Source organism: Janthinobacterium sp. PLB04 (assembly GCF_021165895.1).
Classification (GTDB): domain Bacteria; phylum Pseudomonadota; class Gammaproteobacteria; order Burkholderiales; family Burkholderiaceae_D; genus Janthinobacterium; species Janthinobacterium lividum.
In genome coordinates this window covers 487,248-507,602 of the sequence record NZ_CP088968.1, presented here as the reverse complement: position 1 = coordinate 507,602, position 20,355 = coordinate 487,248, and the positions used below count along the sequence as shown (strand labels likewise).

Below are 20,355 nucleotides of genomic sequence, written 5' to 3'. Positions count from 1 at the left end.
TCAGGGTTTGGCGGCCGGCAGTTGGCGGCTTTGATAGCGGTTCAAGTCGCGCGCATCGACCTGCGGCCAGCCGTCCTTGTCCCACGTCATGGGCAGGATCTTGAGCTTCTGCAAGTAATTGTCCGCCGTTTCGTAGGCGTGCAGCACCAGGTAATCCTTGCCATCGAAGGTGTAGGCGCTGTTGTGGCCCAGACCCTTCCAGTCCTTGTCGCCTTGCAGCACCACCGTGCCGCCACCCTGCGCCATGTCGCGGCCATCCTTGTCCAGGTACGGCCCCGTCACGCTGTTGGCGCGTCCCACGGCCAGGTGATAGGTACTTTTTTCCTTCTGGCAGCACAAGCCCCAGGAAACGAAGAGGAAGTAATCCTTGCCGCGCTGGAAGATGAACGGCGCTTCGATTTCCTCCGGTGCGGGCTTGAATTCGCCGGCCCTTGGCGGCAAGGGCACGCGTCGCGCCAGGGAATGCCATTCTTGCGGTTCCGCAATACGGGTCCAGTCGGGCGTCAGTTTCACCAGCTTGATGCCATTCCAGAACGAGCCGAACGACATCCATGGCGTGCCCTTGGCATCGGTGATGATGTTCGAATCGATGGCGTTCCACTCGTCGCGCTCGGGCACGGATTGCAGCAGCATGCCCTGGTCCACCCAGCGGTAGTCGGGCGAACGGGGATTCAAGGTGGTGTTGACGGTCACGCCGATGCCGGACGTGTTCTTGCCGAAGCCGGACACGGAGTAATACAGGTAATATTTTCCGTCATGGAATTGTACGTCGGGCGCCCAGATATGGTCGTCAAACGATGGAGCGGCTGTTTTTGCCCACGTGGGCTGGCCCGCGAAGACGCGCCCTTCGGGCTGCCAGTCGACCATGTTTTTTGAACTGTAAAAGGTGATGCCGGGACCCGTGCTGTACAGATAATACGTGTCGCCTTCTTTGGCCATCACGGGGTCGTGCACGCTGACCTGGGCCGCGTGCGCGGCAGCCATGATCGCCAGGGTGCCCAGGATGGCAGCCATGCCGCGGGTCAATGTATGCATCGTCTACTCCGATATGAATGGGCCGGCCCATCATGCGGGCCGGCCGGATGAATGACAAGGGGTGAAGACTATTCGACAGCCACCACCACGACGGCCTTGGCGGGCACCGACACGGTCAGCTTGCCGCCTTGCGCCTTGGCATTGAACGCCACCGGTTGTACGGCTTGCGGTTGCGCAAAGCTGTTGACGGCATCCATCTTGCCTGCGGTCAGCACGCGGCCCGTCACGCTACCCACTTGCTTGCCGGCCAGCGCCACGCTCACGTCGACAGCCTTGTGCGGGTTGGTATTCACCAAGGACAAGTACACCTTGCCATCCTTGGCGCGCGCGGCCGAGGCGCTGACTTCAGGAATGCTGACCTTACCCAGGCTGTACTTGCCATTGCCATTGATGGCGACCGGTAACGATGTGGCATCCTGGAACGGCACGTACATTTCAAACGCGTGATACGTGGGCGTGAGGAAATATTTGTCCTTGTCGGTGATGATCATCGCCTGCAGCACGTTGACCATTTGCGCGATATTAGTCATGCGCACGCGGTCTGCATGGGCGTGGAAAATATTGAAGTTCAGGGCGGCAACGAGCGCATCGCGCAAGCTGTTTTGCTGGAACAAGAAACCAGTGTTGGTGCCCGGCTCGACGTCATACCAGGTGCCCCATTCATCGACGTACAAGCCCGTCTTTTTCGATGGGTCGTTCTTGTCGATGGCGGCGAGATTGTTCTTGATCAAGCTATCGATGCGCAGAGTACGGCTCAGGGTGGAAATCCACTCATTTTCACCAAAGCCCGTGGCGGCGCCCTTCTTTTCCCACACGCCGGTCGGTACCGTGTAGTAGTGGAAACTGATGGCGTCCATCATGTTCGGCTTGATTTCGCGGCTCAAGGTGCTGGACCAGCTGATGTCGTCGTCATTGCCGCCGCTGGCGATGAATTTCGGGCGCGCGCTTTCCGGCGTCTTCATGAAGGTGTGATAGTGCTTGTACAGGTCGGCGTAGTATTGCGGGCGCATATTGCCGCCGCAACCCCAGGCTTCATTGCCGATGCCAAAGTAATCGACTTTATACGGCTGGGCGCGGCCATTCTTGCGGCGCAGCTCGGCCAGGGTGGACTTGCTGTCCGACGTCATGTATTCGAGCCATTCGGACATTTCCTGCGGCGTGCCGGAACCGAGGTTGCCGTTGATGTAGGTCTGTGCGCCCAGCAGCTCGGCCAGGTCGAAGAATTCGTGCGTGCCGACGGCGTTCGACTCTTCCACGCCGCCCCAGTTGGTATTGACCTTGGTCGGACGCTGGGCGCGCGCGCCAATGCCATCCTTCCAGTGGTATTCATCAGCAAAACAGCCGCCCGGCCAGCGGACCAGGGGCACGTGCAACTGCTTCAGCGCGCCCAGCACGTCATTGCGCCAGCCCTTGGTGTTCGGAATGGGCGAGTCCGGCCCCACCCACATGCCTTCGTAGATACCGGTACCCAGGTGCTCGGCGAACTGACCGTACACATTCTTGTTGATCACGGGACCGGGCTTGGCCACGTCGATGGTGACGCTGACGGGCGCGGCAAAGGCGCTGCCGGTGGCCAGGCTGAGGGCCACGATGCTGGTATGGATGAATTTCATGCTGTCTCCTGTTTTTAAGTGAAAAGCAAGGGCCGGAATCAAGCCGGCAATGGATGTGGCGATGCCTCTCCTGCTACGGAGTGGGAGGCATACTCGAATGGGGTAAGGCGGGAAGGCCCGCGGCCGACAAAACGTTCAGGGCTAGGCGCCTTGCCGAAGACAGTACGAACGTACGGCTAGGCAAGGCAACAACGCCCTGGACGTTTTGTCAAACCCAGCCGGCGTCGACGATGAATTCCTGGGACGAGCACATCGCGCCGTCATCCGAGGCCAGGAAAAGCACCATGGCGGCGATGTCCTGCGGCATCAGCTTGCTTGGCAAGCATTGGCTTTTCTTGATTTCCACTTCGGCCGCGTCGTCGACCCACAGGTCGATCTGGCGCTGCGTCATGACCCAGCCCGGCGTGACCGTGTTGACGCGGATATTGTGGGCGCCATAATCGCGCGCCAGGCCCCGCGTGAGGCCCACGACGGCCGCCTTGGTGGTGGCATACACGGGGTAGCCGCCCGACTTCATGTGCCAGGATATCGAGCTGACGTTGATGATGGAACCGCCGCCCTGGCGCTTCATGCCTTCGAAGACGGCCTGGCACGTGAAGAACATGGGACGTTGATTGATCGCAATGCGCTCGTTCCAGTATTCCAGGGTGACGTCCTGCGCCTGGTGGCGCTGGTCGTTGGCGGCATTGTTGACGAGGATATCGAAGTCGCCCAGCTCGCGTGCCAGTTCGGCCATGACGGCTTGCAAGGAACCAATATCCGTGATGTCGCAATGGCGGAACAAGGGCGCCGTCAGGCCCGCTTCGGCCAGGCGGCGGCACAGGGCCTCGCTCGCTTCCACGGCGATATCGACAAACGCCACCAACGCGCCCTGGGCGGCAAATTCCGCCACCAGGGATTCGCCGATGCCGCTGCCGCCACCCGTGATGAACACGCGCTTGCCCTGCAAGCTGCCATATTTCGCCAATTGCTTCATCTTGTCTCCACCTGTTTATTTTTTTATATACAACGTGCAACACAAGCCGGCGCGGCAAGACCCGTTGGCCCCGCCGCGCAGCAGGTTTTAGTCCTTGCCCAGCACGCCATCGTGACGGCGCCAGATCCCCAGCGGATTATCATCGCGGAGCGACTCCGGCAGCAAGTCCTGCGGCAGGTTCTGGTACGACACGGGACGCAGGAAGCGGTTGATGGCTGCCGTGCCCACGGACGTGCTGCGGCCATCGGACGTGGCCGGGAACGGGCCGCCGTGCACCATGGCCGTCGACACTTCCACGCCGGTGGGGAAACCGTTGGCCAGGATGCGGCCCACGCGGCGTTCCAGCACGGGCAGCAGGCGGCGCGCATCTTCCAGGTCGCCCGCATCCATCTGCAGGGTGGCCGTCAGCTGGCCTTCCAGGCTTTCCGTGATCGCCAGCAACTGTTGCATGTCGCGGCAAGCCACCAGCAGGGAGGCGGGGCCGAAGACTTCGTCGCGCAAGTCGTGCTTGGCCAAAAACGCTTCTCCCGAAGTGACGAACAGGGCGGCGGCGCCCTTGCCTTCGTCGCCCGTATTTTGCACCAGCGGCGTCACATCGGCGTGCTGCGCCAGGGCGGCGACGCCCTTGGCATAGCTGCTGGCAATACCAGCCGTCAACATGGTGGCGGCAGGCGCAGGCGCCAGCGCTTCGGCGGCAGCGGCGGCAAAGGCCGTAAAGTCGGCGCCTTCCAGGCCCAGCACGAGGCCGGGATTGGTGCAGAACTGGCCCACACCCATGGTCAGCGAGGCGGCAAAACCGCTGGCGATCGCCGCGCCGCGGGCGGCCAAGGCTTGCGGCAGCACAAACACGGGGTTGATGCTGCTCATTTCCGCATACACGGGGATCGGTTGCGGACGTTCCGCCGCCACCTTCATCAGGGCGATGCCGCCCGAACGCGAACCCGTAAAGCCCACGGCCTGGATGGCCGGATGGGCCACCAACGCCTGGCCGATGCCATTGCCCGTTCCCGTCAGCAAGGCAAACACGCCGGCCGGCAGCTTGCAGATAGCAATCGCTTTCACGATGGCGCGCGCCACCAGCTCCGACGTGCCAGGGTGGGCCGAGTGGGCTTTCAGGACGACAGGGCAGCCGGCAGCCAAGGCCGAGGCCGTATCGCCACCGGCGACGGAGAAGGCCAGCGGGAAGTTACTGGCCGCAAACACGGCGACGGGGCCCAGGCCGATCATGCGCAAGCGCAAGTCAGGACGCGGCGGCACGCGGTCAGGCAGCGGGCTGTCGATGCGCGCATCCGTCCACGAGCCTTCACGCAGCAAGCCGGCGAACAGTTTCAGCTGACCGACCGTGCGGCCGCGTTCGCCTTCCAGGCGCGCGCGCGGCAAGCCGCTTTCCGTCATGGCGCGCACGATCAGGTCGTCGCCCAGTTCCAGGATTTGCGCGGCAATGGTATCGAGGAAATCGGCGCGTTCCGCATCCGTGGTGGCACGGAACGGGTCGAACGCGGCTTGCGCCAGGCGGCAGGCTGCGTCGATTTGCGCTACGTCAACCATGTGGAAGGCAGGCGCGATGTGCGCGCGCGCGGCCGGATCCCAGGCTTGGAAGGAGCCGCCATTGCCCTGGACGGCAACGCCGCCGATCAATGCATCACCGGTGATATTGAAACTCATAATGTGCTCACTTTCGCAAATTCGGTTGGGAAGACGTCGAGGCGGTTGCGCAAGGCAGGGCCAAAGGCCGGCGCTTCGATTTCAAAGGTTTCGCCCGGCGCCACGCTCACGCCATCGGCAAAGCTCAGGGTGGCCGTACCGAAGAAGTGCACATGCACGTCGCCAGGGCGCTTGAACAGCGGATACTTGAAGTGGTGGTGTTCCAGGTTGGCAATCGTGTGCGACATATTCTCTTCGCCGCTGACAAACGCCTTTTCCCAGCGCACATTGCCAGCCGCATCGAGCACGCGCGAGGCGCCGGCGATGTGCGCGGGCAATTCACCCACCAGCAGGGCCGGCCCGACGCTGCAGGCACGCAGTTTCGAGTGGGCCAGGTACAGATAGTTCTGGCGTTCCGTGATGTGGTCCGAGAATTCATTGCCGATGGCGTAGCCGACGCGGTAGGGCTGGCCATCGTCGCCGATCACGTACAGGCCGGCGATTTCCGGCTCTTCGCCGCCATCGAGGGCAAAGTCCGGCATGCGCAGCGGCTGGCCGCCGGCGCGCACGATGGAGCCGTCGCCTTTATAGAACCATTCCGGCTGGGCGCCGGCCGTGCCAGCGGCAGGCTTGCCGCCTTCCACGCCCAGGCGGAACATTTTCATGGAGTCGCTCAAAGACTCGGCGTCGCCGCCGATCTTCTTGTGCATGGCGTCGCGCGCGCCGGCGCTGCCCAGGTGGGTCAGGCCCGTGCCCGTCACGTAGCAGTGCGCTTCGTCCGCGTGGTCCAGCGGCGGCAGCACACGGCCGCCGGCGGCCACGTCCGCATAGGAATGCGTAGTGTTGCCGACAGTAGCATTGACCAGTTCCGCCAGGCTGACCTTCTTGCGGATGGCGTCTTGCGCCAGCGCATACGTCGTGTTGTAGCCTTCGATGACGCGGATCTGGTCATCTTGCAGCAGGCCGACCAGGCGGCCGCCGTGTTCATTCGTAAATTGCAGCAACAGCATGGGATTCTCCGCTTAGTGTGAGTGGCGCGGCACGGCGGAACCGCGATTGCCGACCAGGAAGTCGAAATCGCAGCCTTCATCGGCCTGCAACACGTGTTCGATGTACAGCTGCTGGTAGCCGCTCTTCGGCCCGGGCGCGCTGCCCAGTTCGCGGGCCGCCAGGCGCTCGGCGATTTCCGCGTCGCTGATGTCGATATTCAGGCTGCCGTTGTGGCAATCGAGGGCGATCATGTCGCCATCGCGCACGATACCCAGCGGGCCGCCCGCCATCGCTTCCGGCGCCACGTGCAAGACGACGGTGCCGTAGGCGGTACCGCTCATGCGCGCATCCGAGATGCGCACCATGTCGGTGATGCCTTGCGCCAGCAGTTTCGGCGGCAAGCCCATGTTGCCCACTTCAGCCATGCCCGGATAGCCTTTCGGACCGCAGTTCTTCATCACCAGCACGGAGTTCGCATCCACATCCAGATCCGGATCAACGATGCGGGCCTTGTAATGCTCGAAATCTTCGAACACGACAGCCTTGCCGCGGTGCTGCATCAGGTGCGGCGAAGCTGCCGACGGTTTCAGCACGGCGCCGCGCGGTGCCAGGTTGCCGCGCAGCACGCAGATGCCGCCATCGGCCAGCAGCGGGTTGTCCAGGGTGCGCACCACTTCATCGTTGTAGATCGGCGCTTCGACGCAGTTGTCCCACAGCGACTTGCCGTTGACGGTCAGCGCATTCTTGTGCGGCAGCAAGTCGCCCTCGCCCAGGCGGCGTATCACGGCCGGCAAGCCGCCCGCATAGTAAAACTCTTCCATCAGGAAACGGCCCGACGGCAGCAGGTCGACGATGGTCGGCGTGCCGCGGCCTACCTTGGTCCAGTCTTCCAGCTCCAGCGGCACGCCGATGCGGCCGGCAATCGCTTTCAAATGGATCACGGCATTGGTCGAGCCGCCGATGGCGGCGTTGACCTTGATGGCGTTTTCAAACGCTTCGCGCGTCAGCACTTTCGACAGGCGCAGGTCTTCGTGCACCATTTCGACGATGCGGATGCCCGACATATGCGCCAGCACGTAGCGGCGCGAATCGACGGCGGGGATGGCGGCATTGTGCGGCAGCGACGTGCCCAGCGCTTCGGCCATGCTGGCCATGGTCGAGGCCGTACCCATGGTGTTGCAGGTACCGGCCGAGCGCGACATGCCCGATTCAGCCGACATGAACTGGTGCAAGGTGATGGAACCGGCCTTCATCTGCTCGTGCAGCTGCCACACGGCCGTACCGGAACCGATATCCTTGCCATTGAGCTTGCCGTTCAGCATGGGGCCGCCGCTGACGACGATGGTGGGGATGTCGACGCTGGCCGCGCCCATCAGCAGCGCTGGCGTGGTCTTGTCGCAGCCGACCAGCAGCACGACGGCGTCCATCGGATTGCCGCGGATCGATTCTTCCACATCCATCGAGGCCAGGTTGCGCGTCAGCATGGCCGTCGGGCGCAAATTCGATTCGCCATTCGAGAAGACAGGGAATTCCACGGGGAAACCGCCCGCTTCCAGGATGCCGCGCTTGACGTGTTCGGCCAATTGACGGAAATGGGCGTTGCAGGGAGTCAGTTCGGACCAGGTATTGCAGATGCCGATGATCGGCTTGCCGTGAAACTCGTGGTCAGGTATGCCCTGGTTTTTCATCCAGCTGCGGTACATGAAGCCGTTCTTGTCCTGCGAGCCGAACCACTCGGCAGAGCGCAGGGCAACCTTCTTTTTTGTCTCAGACATGCCATTCTCCTGGTTGTGCTATGCCGGATCTAATGTCGTCGGCCCGGGCAGCGATGTTGGAATACTAAAGAATCCTGCCATGCCTTTCCAATCAATTTTTAATGCGTTCCGATATCGAAAACGATATCAGCATCCCCCAATGAAAACGCCCTGCGCGCACGTGGCGGCAGGGCGCAGGCTGTTTTGGCCGGGGTGCTTACTCTGCGGAAAAGCGGTACACGGTTTGCGTCCGATACTCCTGACCCGGCCGCAAAATGGTACTGGGGAAGTGGGACTGGTTCGGCGAATCCGGGAAATGCTGGGTTTCCAGGCATAGCGCGCTGCGATAGCTGTTGGCGCGCAGCTTGCCGGGCTGGCTGCCGTCGAGGAAATTGCCCGAATAAAACTGGACACCGGGCTCCTGCGTGTACACCTGCATCACCCTGCCCGATTGCGGATCGCGTACGGTGGCGGCCAGCTTCAGCCCTCGCTCCGCCTGTTGATTCAGCACGAAGTTATGGTCATAGCCACGGCCGATGCCCAGCTGCTCATGCGACAGGGCGATGCTGTCGCCGATGATGGTGCTCTGGCGCAAGTCGAACGGCGTGCCGGCCACGTCCGCCAGCTTACCCGTGGGGATCGACCCCGCGTCCACGGGCAGGTAGCGGTCCGCGTTGATGGACAGCGCGTGGCCGAGGATATCGCCCTGCCCCGCCAGATTAAAATAGCTGTGGTTGGTCAGGTTGACGGGCGTGGCCTGGTCCGTGACGGCATGGTAGCGCAGGCTCAGCGCATTGTCGTTGTCCAGTTCGTACACGACGGTGACATCCAGCTTGCCCGGGTAGCCGTCTTCGCCGTGCGGGCTGCTGCGCGTGAACGTGACGCCGACCACATCATTCCTGGTGAACGGCTCGGCCTGCCACATGACCTGGTGAAAGCCCTGATTACCACCATGCAAGTGGTTTGGCTCATTGTTGACGGCCAGCTGGTAATCCTTGCCGTCGAGGCTGAAACGCCCCTGCGCGATGCGGTTGCCGAAGCGGCCGATGACGGCGCCCAGGAAAGCGCTGTTGTGCAGATACGGTTCGATGCGCTCGAAACCGAGCACCACGTCGGCAAAGCTGCCGTCGCGGTCCGGCACGTGGATTTCGCTGATGATGGCGCCAAAGTCGAGCACCTTGACTTGCATGCCCTGGCGGTTCGTCAGGGTAAATACGCTGACGTGCTGGCCATCGGGCAGGATGCCGAACGGCGCTTGCGTCACTGAAACAGAATCAACTGGGGTCATGGCGTCGGGTCCGTAACGTTACAGGGTCGATGAGCGGCCAAACACGGGCATGCCTTGCGCATCCCAGCGCAGCGGTTTGACAAACGTGTGGCGATCCGGGTTCCACAGAGGGTCGCCGACGATTTCCGTGTAGGTGCGGGCATGGTACACCAGCAATACGCCGTCGCCGTCGTCGGCCGTCGTGAAACTGTTGTGGCCGGGACCGTAGATGCCGTGCTCATAGCAGGTGGCAAACACGGGCTCGGGCGACTTGCTCCATGAAAACGGGTCGAGCAAGTCGGCGGACTCGTCGGCCCACAGCAGCCCCATCGCGTAGTTTTCATCGGTGGCGCTGGCCGAATAGCTGATGAAGATCTTGCCGTTGCGTTTCAGCACGGACGGCCCCTCGTTGACCCAGAAGCCGCGGATTTCCCAGTCGAATTCCGGTTTGCTCAGCATCACGGGTGGGCCGGCCAGCTGCCACGGCGTGGCCATCGGCGCAATGTACAGGTTGGAATTGCCCTCGATGGCGACATCTTTCTGCGCCCACAGGTAATACAGCACGCCGTCGTGCTCAAACGTGGTGGCGTCCAGGCAAAAGGTGTCGATGCCCGTGTCGATCTGCCCCATGAATTCCCATTCGCCTTCGAGCGGATTGGCGTTGGTATTGCGGATCGCATACATGCGGTGCTGAAACAATTTATGTTTGATCTCGCGGCTCGGCGCGGCGGCGAAATACACATACCAGGCGCCCTGGTTGAAGTGCAGTTCCGGCGCCCATACCAGTTCGCTGTACGGCCCCGTTTGCGGCTTGTGCCACACGTCGACCGTCTGCGCGTCCGCCAGGCCGGCGATGCTGTCGGCGCGGCGCAGCTCGATGCGGTCGTACTGCGGCACGGAGGCCGTAAAGTAATAATAGCCGTCGCTGTGGCGATAGATATGCGGGTCGGCGCGCTGTTCGATCAGCGGTTTCAGTACTTCAACCATAAGCACTCCAAATCATTTCATTAGATAAAATTAGTTTGCCTTACAACACCTGAGAAAACCGTAGCGAGCGGAAGGGAGAGGTGGCTAAGAAGCGCAACCGTACTCTAGTACGGTGAGCATCGCAGGCCGCCTATACCGACGCGCAGTAGGTTAGCTCAGGTGTCCTCATGCGGCGACGTAGCCACGCTTGTGCATTTCGGTTTTCACGCCCGTGTAATAGCTGTCGCTGATGCGGTACTTGAACATCAGCAAGCCCATCAGCAAGTGGAAAAAGCCGGGGATGATCGACAGCATCAGGGCGATGCCGTTCAGGGCGAATTGCGTTTGCTCATGGTTGGGCTGGTAGTCGAAATACGCCAGCAGCACGCCCACCAGACCGCCCGCCACCGCCATGCCTGCCTTCTGGCAGACGGAAATGCCGCCAAAGGCGAAGCCGGAGACGCGCTTGCCCGTCTTGACTTGACCGTAATCAATGGTTTCCGCGATGGCCGACCAGAACACGGGCGCATGCAAGTCCACCACAAAGGACAGCAGGAAATACAGGGCGAAGGCCAGCACGGTGTCGCTCGGTTTTACAAAGAAATAGATCGCCAGGCTGATCAGCGCGACGCCGATCTGCGTGTAGCGGAACAGTTTCACCTTGCAATAGAACTTGGTGATCCAGGTCGAGGCGATCATGGCCAGGATGGCGGCCACCACGCCCGTCGTGAGGAAGGCGGCCACCGTTTCCGTGCTGCCGCCCAGATAGTATTTCGCGTAATAAATGGCGACGGAGCCGCGCACCACATAGCCGATGGTGCCCGTGACGCACACGCCGCACAGCACCAGCCACTGGTCGTTCCGCAGCAGCACTTTCAATTGCGCCAGCAACGATTGCTTTTCCACCACGTGCACGACTCTTTCGGTGGTGGAGAAATAGCAGAACAGGAACAGGGCCACGCCCATGACGGCCATCACGGCCATGGCCGCCTGGTAGCCGACGGCCGGGTTGCCGCCGCCCCAGCGCTGCGACAGGACCGGCACGACGATGGTCACCATGAAGGCGCCGATCTTGGCGAAGAACAGGCGGTAGCCGTTGGCCGACAGGCGGTCCTGCGGGTCGCTGGTCAAGCCGCTGATCAGGGAAATATAGGGAATGCCCACGCCGGCCGTCATGATGGTCATCAGGATATACGTGGAATATGCCCAGATCAGCTTGGCGTCATACTGCCATTCGGGCGTGCTGAAGACAAAGAAGACGCTGACGCCATACGGCACGGCCAGCCACAGCAGGTACGGCCGGTAGCGTCCCGAGGCAAAGCTGTAGCGGTCGGTGATCTGGCCCATGACCAGGTCGGCGATGGCGCCGATGACTTTCACGGCCACGAACAGCAGGGCCAGGTCGGTGGTTTTCAAGCCATAGATATCGGTATAGAAAAAGGTGATGATCAGCATCATCGACGAGATGACGACATTGAGCGCCATGTCGCCGGCGCCGAAGCCGACCTTTTCAACGGTGGATAATTTTTGCGTCTCCATGCTTTCCGTCCATTCTTTTTATGATGAATCGTGCGTGACTGTCCAACTGACAGGGGCGTTGCCGGCCGAAACCATGGCAACGCCCTTGATTGTTTACTGTGCGATCAACTTACATTTTCCAGCGTAAAGAAAGACCTACCGTGCGGTCATAGCGGCGCGTATCGCGCGCATACACGCCCGGATCGTTCCAGTAATCCTTGAACTTGGTGTCCAGCAAGTTATTGCCATCGAGGGTCACCGTGAACTGGTCGTTGATCTTGTACGACAGCGAACCGTCGAGCTGGGCCGTCGGCGCCACTTTCAAGTCCAGGCCGGGGCCGCCCTGGTTGTAGCTGTCGATGAATTTCGAGCGCCAGTTGTAGGCCAGGCGGCCCGACCACGCGTCTTTTTCGTACAGCAGCACCAGGTTGTAGGCATAGCGCGACACGCCCGTGATGGCATGGCTGCCCGTCTCGTCGTCGGTGGTGCCGCTCATGTAGGTGCCGTTCGCCTGCAAGCCCAGGCCGCTCAACAGGCCCGGCAAGCCGTCATAAAACTGCTGGTAGCCAATTTCCAGGCCCTGCAGCTTGCCGGCGGCCGTGTTGTACGGGCGGTCCACGTCATAGGTCTTGCCACCGATGGTTTCGCTGGAAATGCGTTGCTGGATATAGCCGTCGAACTTGTGGTGGAACACGGTGGCCGTCACGGAACCGGCTGGCGCGAAATACCATTCCAGTGCCGCGTCAACATTGTCGCCCGTCACCGGTTTCAAGTTCGGATTGCCGCCCGCGCCCGTCGCTTTCACCGTTTCCGTCGAGTTGACCAGGGCCACGCCCGGGTTCAGCTGGGAAAAGCCCGGACGGCTGATGGTGCGGCCGGCAGCGAAGCGGCCGACCAGGTCCGAACGCAGCTTGATTTTCAGGGCCACGCTCGGCAGCACGTCGGTGCTGGCCGTGTCGCTGATGACGGGCGTGTAGACGCCATCTTGCGAACTGTTGCCTTGCAGGCTTTGCTCGGTACGCACGACGCGCACGCCCAGGGTGCCGTCGACAGGGTAGGCGCCCAGCTTGAAGGCGATCTTCGCCTTGGTATAGATGGAATACGTCTTTTCCGTGTCCTTGAAGAACGAACCCGGGTCCATGGCGCGCGCCGCGCTGCTGCCCGTGACGGCTTGGCGGATGGTGCCCGTGTTATTGAGCAGGAAGCTGGCGCATGGCGTGTACCACTGCTTCAAGCCATAGTCGGGGCCGCCGCTGGACATCGGTTCCGACAGACAATTGAGGCCAGGAATCGACGTCACGCTCTGGCGGCCAAACGGAAACGCTGCGCCGGACACGTCCGGTGCTTCCGCATTGCCCTCGAAACTCTTGATCGATTCGGCTTCGCGCTTCACGCCGCGCAGGCCGACGCTGATTTCCTTGAAGATGCCGCCGGCACTGGGTGTGTACGCCAGGTCGGCGCGCAAGTCGTTCGAGCTGCCCTGGTCACGGCCGTAGCGGTCGAAAAAGCCCTTCAGATAGTAATTCGACGGGTCTTGCAAATCGATGCCCGTGTAGTCGACGTGCAAGGTGCCATTCTGGTTGGTATTGATGCGGGCATTCGGCACGACGGTAATCGCATCGAGAATCGGGTTGCGCCAGGCATAGGTACTTTTGGTGCTGGCCACTTCCGACGTGAAACGCCATTCCGGGTTGATATCCCACAAGCCACCGACGGCAAATTGATGCGTCTTCGTCTGGTTCTTGTTCGCCTGCGTCGACATGATGGTGTTGACGTTGGTGGAAGTGAGCGTTTGCAGCTGGTCGGTGCCGGGAATCTTTGTAGCCGACACGGGCGTGCCCCACCATGGCAAGCCGACAAAGTAGTCGGACTCGGCATCGAGCAGGAAACGCGTGGCCATGCCTTCCGCATACAGCTCGACGTCGGCGTTCGGACGCCATTGCAGCACGGCATTGGCGGTGGTGCGGCGGCGGTCGCCCTTGATCGGCAGCAAGCCCACCTGGTCCGGCCCCGTCAAACCGGGCAACAGGAAACTTTTATCCACGGGCGCCGTATTGAATGCGCGTTCTTCGTGGTAACGGTGCTGCTGCTGCGACAAGCCCAGCAGCGCGCCCACTTCGCCGATGCCCGTCTTCCAGCGGTTCGCCACCATGCCGCTGATGTTCGGGTCCGTGGCTTTCGATTTGTCGCTGTAGACGGCGCGCGTGTTCACGCTGGCCGTGAACTCCTTGAAGTCGAACGGGCGGTTGGTGCGCACGTCGATGATGCCGGCCACACCGCCTTCGACCTGGTCCGCGCCCTGCGATTTGTACACGTCCACGCGCTGCAGCATGGTGGCGGGAATGTCGGCCAGGTTGACGTAGCGCCCCGTGGTGGTGAACAGTTCGCGGCCATTGAGCAGGGTCGTGACATCGCGCAAGCCGCGGATCATGACAGCACTGGCCTCGCCCGAATCGCGGCGGATCTGGATGCCGGAAATGCGCGCCAGGGTTTCGGCCACATTGTTATCAGGGAATTTGCCGATGTCGTCGGCGACGATGGAATCGATGACCTGGTCCGAGCGCATCTTGATCTGCTGCGAATTTTGCGCCGAACGGCGCACGCCGCTGACGGTCACGACCGACACTTCCGCAGCAGGCTCGGCACTGGCATCGGCCACCACCGCCTCCTGCGCCCATACCGAAGCCGTGCTCAGCAGGCCAATACCGGCCAATGCCGCAACGGCTTCCTTCAAGGTGAATGGACGAGGGGAAGTGGCCGCGAGCGGGCCGGTGGCGTTGCGCATCATGAATCTCCAGATATTGTATTGATATTTTTTGTGCTGCTTGCATGTCGTTCGCATGCTCGGCGTTTATCTTAGGGGCTGGGCGATAATCTCTCCAATCAATTTTTCCACTGTTTCGATATCAATTTTGATATCGGCGGTTAGCGGACTTTGGAGGTTGCAAACGGACAACGGCAGAGGCGTCAGGGGCGTTTTCGGAAGGGGGCGCACAAAAAAGTGGCATTATCGACATGTGGCGGCACAGGTGCCCATGGCAAGCAGAAACAGTCGCGTGCCGAGGCAAGCGTCGTTCTCGCACGAAGGTGTGGAGGTATTGGATTCGCACGCTGCGCAGCGTCGCAGTCCCTGCCGGGTTGAAATCACAATGGAGAACACGGCATGCAGCCGCATGGCAATGCTGGCTGGATAAAACGGGAGTCTTGATTTGTCTGGTGCGGCTGGCGGGGATCGAACCCACGACCCTTGGCTTCGGAGGCCAATACTCTATCCACTGAGCTACAGCCGCGTAGGGGGAATTTCTGAAGTGATGCGAAGGATACCGTTTTTCTTTACCTACGTCTACGGAAACTGTCGTATCGCTGGCAATTGCATGTCACTGCTCAATTTTTGTGCCTATAATTGTGGGTTTCATAAAGGTTTACATCCAGGCATGTAAAAATGCTACCTTACACGGCCATCAGTTTCAAATCTGGACTAAGGACATCATGAGCGACGCACATAACGAACAACAATCAGCGATCAAAACGCCTAAACAATTGCTTGCCGCCGTAGCTGGCTTCTTCCTCATCACCGTCATCGGCATCATCCTGCTGGTGCAGTTCGTCACGGCGCAAAAACTGACGGGCGCCGGTACGGACAGCCAGTCGCCGGAAGCCATTGCCGAGCGCTTGAGTCCGGTTGCCAATGCCGGCTTCACCTTCAAGGATGCCAGCGGTCCGAAAGTGCTGCAAAGCGGCGAAGCCGTCTACACGGCGACCTGCGTGGCTTGCCATGGCGCCGGCGTGGCCGGTGCGCCGAAGTTTGGCGATGCGGGCGGCTGGTCGGCCCGCCTGGCCCAGGGCTACGATACGGTCCTGAAACACGCCATCGAAGGCTTGCGCGCGATGCCGGCCAAGGGCGGCAATCCCGACCTCGACGATGTGGAAGTGGCGCGCGCCGTCGTCTACATTGCCAATGCGTCGGGCGGCAAGTTCAAGGAACCGGAAGTGCCGGCACCAGCCGCTGCCGCACCAGCCGCGGAACCTGCCAAGTAAGCAGCTCGCAGTAGCAAGGAACCGCCCGGATGGGCGGTTTTTTTTTACCCGCAGTTTGCGCCAGATCACACGGCGTAAAAAAGCCGCCCGGCTTGATGCGGGGCGGCTCGGTACTAGCGCGTCAGAACTGCTGTTACCACATGATGACGCGGTCTTTCGGCGGCAGATACATCTTGTCGCCCGGTTTCACGTCGAAGGCCTGGTAGAAGCCGGGCTGGTTGCGCATGGTGCCATTGGCGCGGAACTGGCCTGGCGAGTGCGGGTCCGTTTTCAGCAAGACCAGTTGCTGCGCTTCGCGCATCTTCATGCGCCAGACCTGGGCAAAGCCCGCGTAGAAGCGCTGCTCGCCCGTGAAACCATCGATGACGGGAGCTTGCTTGCCGTTCAGCGACAATTTGTACGCCTTATACGCGATCGCCACGCCGGAATTGTCGGCGATGTTTTCGCCCAGGGTCAGTTCGCCGTTGACGAAGTGGCCCTTGACGGGGCTGAAGCTGTTGTACTGTGCCACCAATTGCTTGGTTTTCTTGGCGAAGTTTTTATGGTCGGCCTTGGTCCACCAGTCGCGCAGGTTGCCGTCGCCGTCGTACTGGGCGCCCTGGTCGTCGAAGCCGTGGCTGATTTCATGGCCGATGACGCCGCCGATGGCGCCATAGTTGACGGCGTCGTCCGCGTTGGCGTCGAAGAACGGCGCTTGCAGGATGGCGGCCGGGAAAACGATTTCGTTCAGTTCCGGGTTGTAATAGGCGTTCACGGTCTGCGGCGTCATGCCCCACTCGTCGCGGTCGATAGGCTGGCCCAGCTTATTCAATTCGCGGTTGTAGTTGAGCAAATGCGAACGCTGGATGTTGCCGATCAAATCGTCCGACGCCACCGTCAGGCCCGAGTAATCGCGCCATTTGTTCGGATAGCCGATCTTGGTGGTGAACTTGGCCAGCTTGATCTGCGCCTGTTTCTTGGTGACAGGGCTCATCCAGTCGAGCTTGTCGATGCTTTGCTTGTAGGCCGTCATCAGGTTTTTCACCAGCGCTTCCATGCGCACCTTGCGCTCGGCCGGGAAATACTGCTCCACGTACAGCTGGCCCACGGCTTCGCCCAGCGCGCCTTCGACGGCACCCACGCCGCGTTTCCAGCGCGGACGCATTTCCGTCACGCCCGTCAGGGTGGTGCCATAGAAAGCAAAGTTTTCATCGACATACGCTTTCGGCAGGTAGCCGGCGTTAGCGTGCAGCAAATGCCACTGGAAATACGCTTTCCACGTCTCCAGCGGGGTCTTGTTGGCGATCTCGGCAAAACCCTTCAGGTAGCTGGGCTGGCTGACGATCACGTAATTGACCTTGCCGGCGATGCCCGTATCCTTCAGGTAGCGGGCCCAGTCGTAGCCTGGCGCCACGGCGGCCAGTTTCGCCAGTTCCACCTTGTTGTAGGTCTTGACGGGGTCGCGGTTCTGCACATTGCTCCATTGCGCCTTGGCCAGTTCCGTTTCCAGCGCCACAATGGCTTTCGCGTTGGCGGCAGCGTTCGCGTCGCCGGCCAGGCTCAGCATTTTTTCCACGTGGGCCAGGTATTTGGCGCGCGTGTCGGCCTTGCCTGCTTCCAGGTAGTAGTCGCGGTCAGGCAAGCCCAGGCCGCTTTGCACGATGTCGGCCACGTATTTGGTGGAATCCTTGGCGTCCTGGTGAATGCCGAAGTCGTAAGGCGAGGTCACGCCCAGCTTGCTGAAATGGGCGATTACGGCAGGCAATTCCGCCTTGTCCTGCAGCGCGGCGATCTTCGCCAGCTCCGCATTCAAGGGGGTCAGGCCCAGGCTTTCCAGCTTGGCTTCATCCATGAAGCTGTTATAGAAATCGCCGATCTTCTGGGCATTCGAACCGGCCGCGCGGGCCTTGTCGGCGGCAGCGCCTTCGACGATGCCGCGCAGCTGCGTTTGCGTATCGTCGGCCAGCTTGGCAAAGCTGCCCCAGCTCGACTTGTCGGCAGGAATCACGGTTTCCGCCAGCCATTTGCCATTCAGGTGCTGGAACAGATCGTCCTGCGCGCGCACGGCAGGATCGACGTATTCGACGGCGATGCCGGACGTCAGCGCCGCAGCAGCAACGGCCGTGGCGGGAGCGGCTTTCTTGGCCGCATCAGCGGCACCAGCCATGCCGGACACGCCGGCCAGCAAACTCAGGGTCAATGCACTTAACAAATAACGATTCACGGTTGTCCTCAATATTGTATTGTGTGGAATATAAGGGTCAGAAGGCCCAAGGCTTCTGGCCCGGTTTTTGACTGTAGCATACCGGCCGAAATGACAGAAAGAACTTTGGCCAGAATGCAAAAAAGACCACGCAAGTGGCCTTTTTTGTTGCTACAGGATTACGTTTTCATTGCGACAGCGCTTACCAGATGATGACGCGGTTTTCCGGAGCGACATACATCTTGTCGCCCGGTTTCACGCCAAACGCTTCGTAGAAGCCAGGCTGGTTGACCATGGTGCCATTCGCGCGGTACTGGCCCGGCGAATGCGGGTCGGTCTTGATCTGCACGATCTGCTGCGCTTCGCGCATCTTGCTGCGCCACACCTGGCCAAAGCCCATGTAGAAGCGCTGGTCGCCCGTCAAGCCGTCCAGCACGGGCGCCGGCTTGCCGCCCAGCGAGATTTTATAGGCCTTGTAGGCGATCGCCACGCCCGAGTTGTCGGCGATGTTCTCGCCCAGGGTCAGGGCGCCGTTGACGTGGTAGCCCGGCAAGGGGCTGTAACCGTCATATTGCTTGGTCAGCGCGTCGGCCTTGGCAGCGAAATTCTTGCGGTCGGCCGGGGTCCACCAGTCGCGCAGGTTGCCGTCGCCATCGGACTGGCTGCCCTTGTCGTCGAAGCCGTGGCTGATTTCATGCCCGATGACGGCGCCGATGGCGCCATAGTTGACGGCGTCGTCCGCGTTGGCGTCAAAGAACGGCGGCTGCAGGATGGACGCGGGAAAGACGATTTCATTCATCGTCGAGCTGTAATAGGCATTCACCGTTTGCGGCGTCATGCCCCACTCTTCGCGGTCGATCGGCTTGCCCAGCTTGGCCACCTGGCGCGCGGAACCGAAGTTGGCGGCGCGCATCATGTTGCCCACCAGGTCGCCCTGGACGATTTGCAGCTTCGTGTAATCGCGCCATTTGTTCGGATACGCGATCTTCGGCGTGAACTTGGCCAGCTTGGCTTGCGCTTCCTTCTTGGTTTCCGGGCTCATCCAGTCCAGGGTATCGATGCTGTCCTTGTAGGCGGCCAGCACGTTTTTCACCAGCTCCTGCATGTGCGCCTTGCGTTCTGCCGGGAAGTATTGCGCGACATACAGTTTGCCGACGGCTTCACCCAGCACGCCTTCGACGGCGCCCACGCCACGCTTCCAGCGCGGCTGGTTTTCCGTCACGCCGCTGAGCACCGTGCCGTAGAAGGCAAAGCTTTCATCGACAAAGTTTTTCGACAGGTAGCTGGCATAGCTGCGCAGCAACTGCCATTCGAAATACGCTTTCAGGGTATCCAGGTCGGCAGACGCGAGCACCTTGTTGTAGCCGGCCAGGTAGCTCGGCTGGTTGACGATCACGTAGTCGACCTTGTTGGCGATGCCCAGGGCGGCCAGGCCGGACTTCAGGTCGTAGCCCGGCGTCAGGTCGTTCAGCTTGTTGATGTCGGTCTTGTTGTAGCGTTTGACGGGGTCGCGGTTCTCGACCTTGGTCCATTGCACTTCGGCCAGAGCCGTTTCCAGCGCAACGACAGCCTTGGCGCGGGCGGCGGCGTTCTTGTCGCCCGCCATGGCCAGCATTTTTTCCACGTGCGCCTGGTATTTTTCCTTGACGCCAGCCTGCTTGGCTTCCAGGTAGTAGTCGCGGTCTGGCATGCCCAGGCCGCTTTGGCTCACATACGCCGCATATTTCGTCGAGGCGCGCGCATCCTGGCCCACGTAGACGGCGTACGGGGTCGCCACGCCCGTCTGGCTCAGGTGAGCGATCAGGGCCGGCACGCCCTTCTTGTCGCGCAGCGAGCGGATGCGGTTCAGTTCGCCGGCCAGCGGCTTCGTGCCCAGCGACTCGAGCTTGGCTTCATCCATGTAGCTGGCGTACAGGTCGCTGATTTTCTGCGCTTCGGAACCGGCCTTCCTGTTCTTGTCCTTTTGCGTGGCTTCGATGATGCCGCGCAACTGCGGCGTGGTGTCATCGCGCAGCTTGGCGAACGAACCCCAGCTCGACTTGTCGGCAGGAATCTCGGCCGTGGCCAGCCACTTGCCATTCAAATGGGTGAAGAAATCGTCCTGCACGCGCACGGCGGGGTCGATGTACTGCACATCGATACCGGAAACGACGCCGGCGGTGGCAGGTGCGGAAGGTGCGACGCCGGGCGCCACGGTCGGGGCGGCAGCGGCGGATACGGGTTCGGCGGCATGGGCAAACGCAGCCAACAGGGTCAGGGTCAGACTGCTCAAGAGATAGCGATTCACGGATTGTCCTTATGGGGCATGTCAAAAAGACCGGGCGGATAGCTTCGGGCGGATAGCCTGCCGCGCCAGGCGCTGCAGGAATGTA

General features: G+C 61.3%; 13 protein-coding genes and 1 tRNA gene. 1 reads left to right on the top strand and 13 read right to left on the bottom strand.

Annotation, left to right across the window (positions count from 1 at the left end; genetic code table 11):
- From LSO07_RS02100 to LSO07_RS02050, 11 genes are all read right to left on the bottom strand, one after another.
- On the bottom strand, positions 1-1,035 hold the full coding sequence (locus tag LSO07_RS02100; RefSeq protein WP_225317148.1) for an arabinan endo-1,5-alpha-L-arabinosidase: 1,035 nt from the start codon (positions 1,033-1,035) through the stop codon (positions 1-3).
- Positions 1,036-1,103: 68 nt separating this feature from the next.
- Positions 1,104-2,648 carry an alpha-N-arabinofuranosidase gene (locus tag LSO07_RS02095; RefSeq protein ID WP_151092099.1) on the bottom strand — a complete coding sequence of 515 codons (1,545 nt, stop codon included), beginning with the start codon at positions 2,646-2,648 and terminating at the stop codon, positions 1,104-1,106.
- 208 nt (positions 2,649-2,856) lie between these two features.
- Entirely contained in the window at positions 2,857-3,624 is a 768-nt protein-coding gene (locus tag LSO07_RS02090; protein WP_151092097.1) for an SDR family NAD(P)-dependent oxidoreductase, read from the bottom strand.
- A gap of 87 nt (positions 3,625-3,711) precedes the next feature.
- The gene (locus LSO07_RS02085) at positions 3,712-5,289 is read right to left on the bottom strand and encodes an aldehyde dehydrogenase (NADP(+)) (protein ID WP_151092095.1); all 1,578 of its coding nucleotides are present in this window, start codon (positions 5,287-5,289) and stop codon (positions 3,712-3,714) included.
- Positions 5,286-6,278 (bottom strand): AraD1 family protein, encoded by a 993-nt coding sequence (araD1, locus tag LSO07_RS02080; protein WP_092609450.1) that lies wholly within the window; start codon positions 6,276-6,278, stop codon positions 5,286-5,288. Before araD1 ends, LSO07_RS02085 begins: the two co-directional genes overlap by 4 nt.
- 12 nt (positions 6,279-6,290) lie before the next feature.
- Complete coding sequence (locus tag LSO07_RS02075; RefSeq protein ID WP_034752921.1) at positions 6,291-8,033, bottom strand: IlvD/Edd family dehydratase; 1,743 nt, start codon at positions 8,031-8,033, stop codon at positions 6,291-6,293.
- A gap of 196 nt (positions 8,034-8,229) precedes the next feature.
- Positions 8,230-9,300: an aldose epimerase family protein gene (locus tag LSO07_RS02070; RefSeq protein WP_151092093.1), complete on the bottom strand. Its 1,071-nt coding sequence runs from the start codon at positions 9,298-9,300 to the stop codon at positions 8,230-8,232.
- 18 nt (positions 9,301-9,318) lie between these two features.
- Positions 9,319-10,266, bottom strand: a complete 948-nt coding sequence (locus tag LSO07_RS02065) for a glycoside hydrolase family 43 protein (RefSeq protein WP_151092091.1) — start codon at positions 10,264-10,266, stop codon at positions 9,319-9,321.
- Between the two features lie 165 nt (positions 10,267-10,431).
- Positions 10,432-11,784 (bottom strand): MFS transporter, encoded by a 1,353-nt coding sequence (locus LSO07_RS02060; RefSeq protein ID WP_034783697.1) that lies wholly within the window; start codon positions 11,782-11,784, stop codon positions 10,432-10,434.
- A gap of 109 nt (positions 11,785-11,893) precedes the next feature.
- On the bottom strand, positions 11,894-14,551 hold the full coding sequence (locus LSO07_RS02055) for a TonB-dependent receptor (RefSeq protein ID WP_151092089.1): 2,658 nt from the start codon (positions 14,549-14,551) through the stop codon (positions 11,894-11,896).
- Positions 14,552-14,977: 426 nt separating this feature from the next.
- Positions 14,978-15,053 (bottom strand) — tRNA-Arg (locus LSO07_RS02050).
- Positions 15,054-15,252: 199 nt separating this feature from the next.
- Here LSO07_RS02050 and LSO07_RS02045 point away from each other — a divergent pair.
- Positions 15,253-15,801 (top strand): c-type cytochrome, encoded by a 549-nt coding sequence (locus tag LSO07_RS02045; protein ID WP_151092087.1) that lies wholly within the window; start codon positions 15,253-15,255, stop codon positions 15,799-15,801.
- 133 nt (positions 15,802-15,934) lie between these two features.
- Here LSO07_RS02045 and LSO07_RS02040 read toward each other — a convergent pair whose 3' ends face one another.
- Positions 15,935-18,004 carry a M13 family metallopeptidase gene (locus LSO07_RS02040; protein ID WP_151092085.1) on the bottom strand — a complete coding sequence of 690 codons (2,070 nt, stop codon included), beginning with the start codon at positions 18,002-18,004 and terminating at the stop codon, positions 15,935-15,937.
- 181 nt (positions 18,005-18,185) lie between these two features.
- The gene (locus LSO07_RS02035; protein ID WP_151092083.1) at positions 18,186-20,270 is read right to left on the bottom strand and encodes a M13 family metallopeptidase; all 2,085 of its coding nucleotides are present in this window, start codon (positions 20,268-20,270) and stop codon (positions 18,186-18,188) included.
- Positions 20,271-20,355 lie beyond the last annotated feature (85 nt).

Excerpts from the sequence above, each read along its gene's own strand:
- araD1 (WP_092609450.1), bottom strand. The coding sequence starts at position 6,278 with ATGCTGTTGCTGCAATTTACGAATGAACACGGCGGCCGCCTGGTCGGC.
- LSO07_RS02070 (WP_151092093.1), bottom strand. The coding sequence starts at position 9,300 with ATGACCCCAGTTGATTCTGTTTCAGTGACGCAAGCGCCGTTCGGCATC.
- LSO07_RS02090 (WP_151092097.1), bottom strand. The coding sequence starts at position 3,624 with ATGAAGCAATTGGCGAAATATGGCAGCTTGCAGGGCAAGCGCGTGTTC.
- LSO07_RS02045 (WP_151092087.1), top strand. The coding sequence starts at position 15,253 with ATGAGCGACGCACATAACGAACAACAATCAGCGATCAAAACGCCTAAA.
- LSO07_RS02055 (WP_151092089.1), bottom strand. The coding sequence starts at position 14,551 with ATGATGCGCAACGCCACCGGCCCGCTCGCGGCCACTTCCCCTCGTCCA.
- LSO07_RS02095 (WP_151092099.1), bottom strand. The coding sequence starts at position 2,648 with ATGAAATTCATCCATACCAGCATCGTGGCCCTCAGCCTGGCCACCGGC.
- LSO07_RS02075 (WP_034752921.1), bottom strand. The coding sequence starts at position 8,033 with ATGTCTGAGACAAAAAAGAAGGTTGCCCTGCGCTCTGCCGAGTGGTTC.
- LSO07_RS02065 (WP_151092091.1), bottom strand. The coding sequence starts at position 10,266 with ATGGTTGAAGTACTGAAACCGCTGATCGAACAGCGCGCCGACCCGCAT.
- LSO07_RS02060 (WP_034783697.1), bottom strand. The coding sequence starts at position 11,784 with ATGGAGACGCAAAAATTATCCACCGTTGAAAAGGTCGGCTTCGGCGCC.
- LSO07_RS02100 (WP_225317148.1), bottom strand. The coding sequence starts at position 1,035 with ATGCATACATTGACCCGCGGCATGGCTGCCATCCTGGGCACCCTGGCG.
- LSO07_RS02085 (WP_151092095.1), bottom strand. The coding sequence starts at position 5,289 with ATGAGTTTCAATATCACCGGTGATGCATTGATCGGCGGCGTTGCCGTC.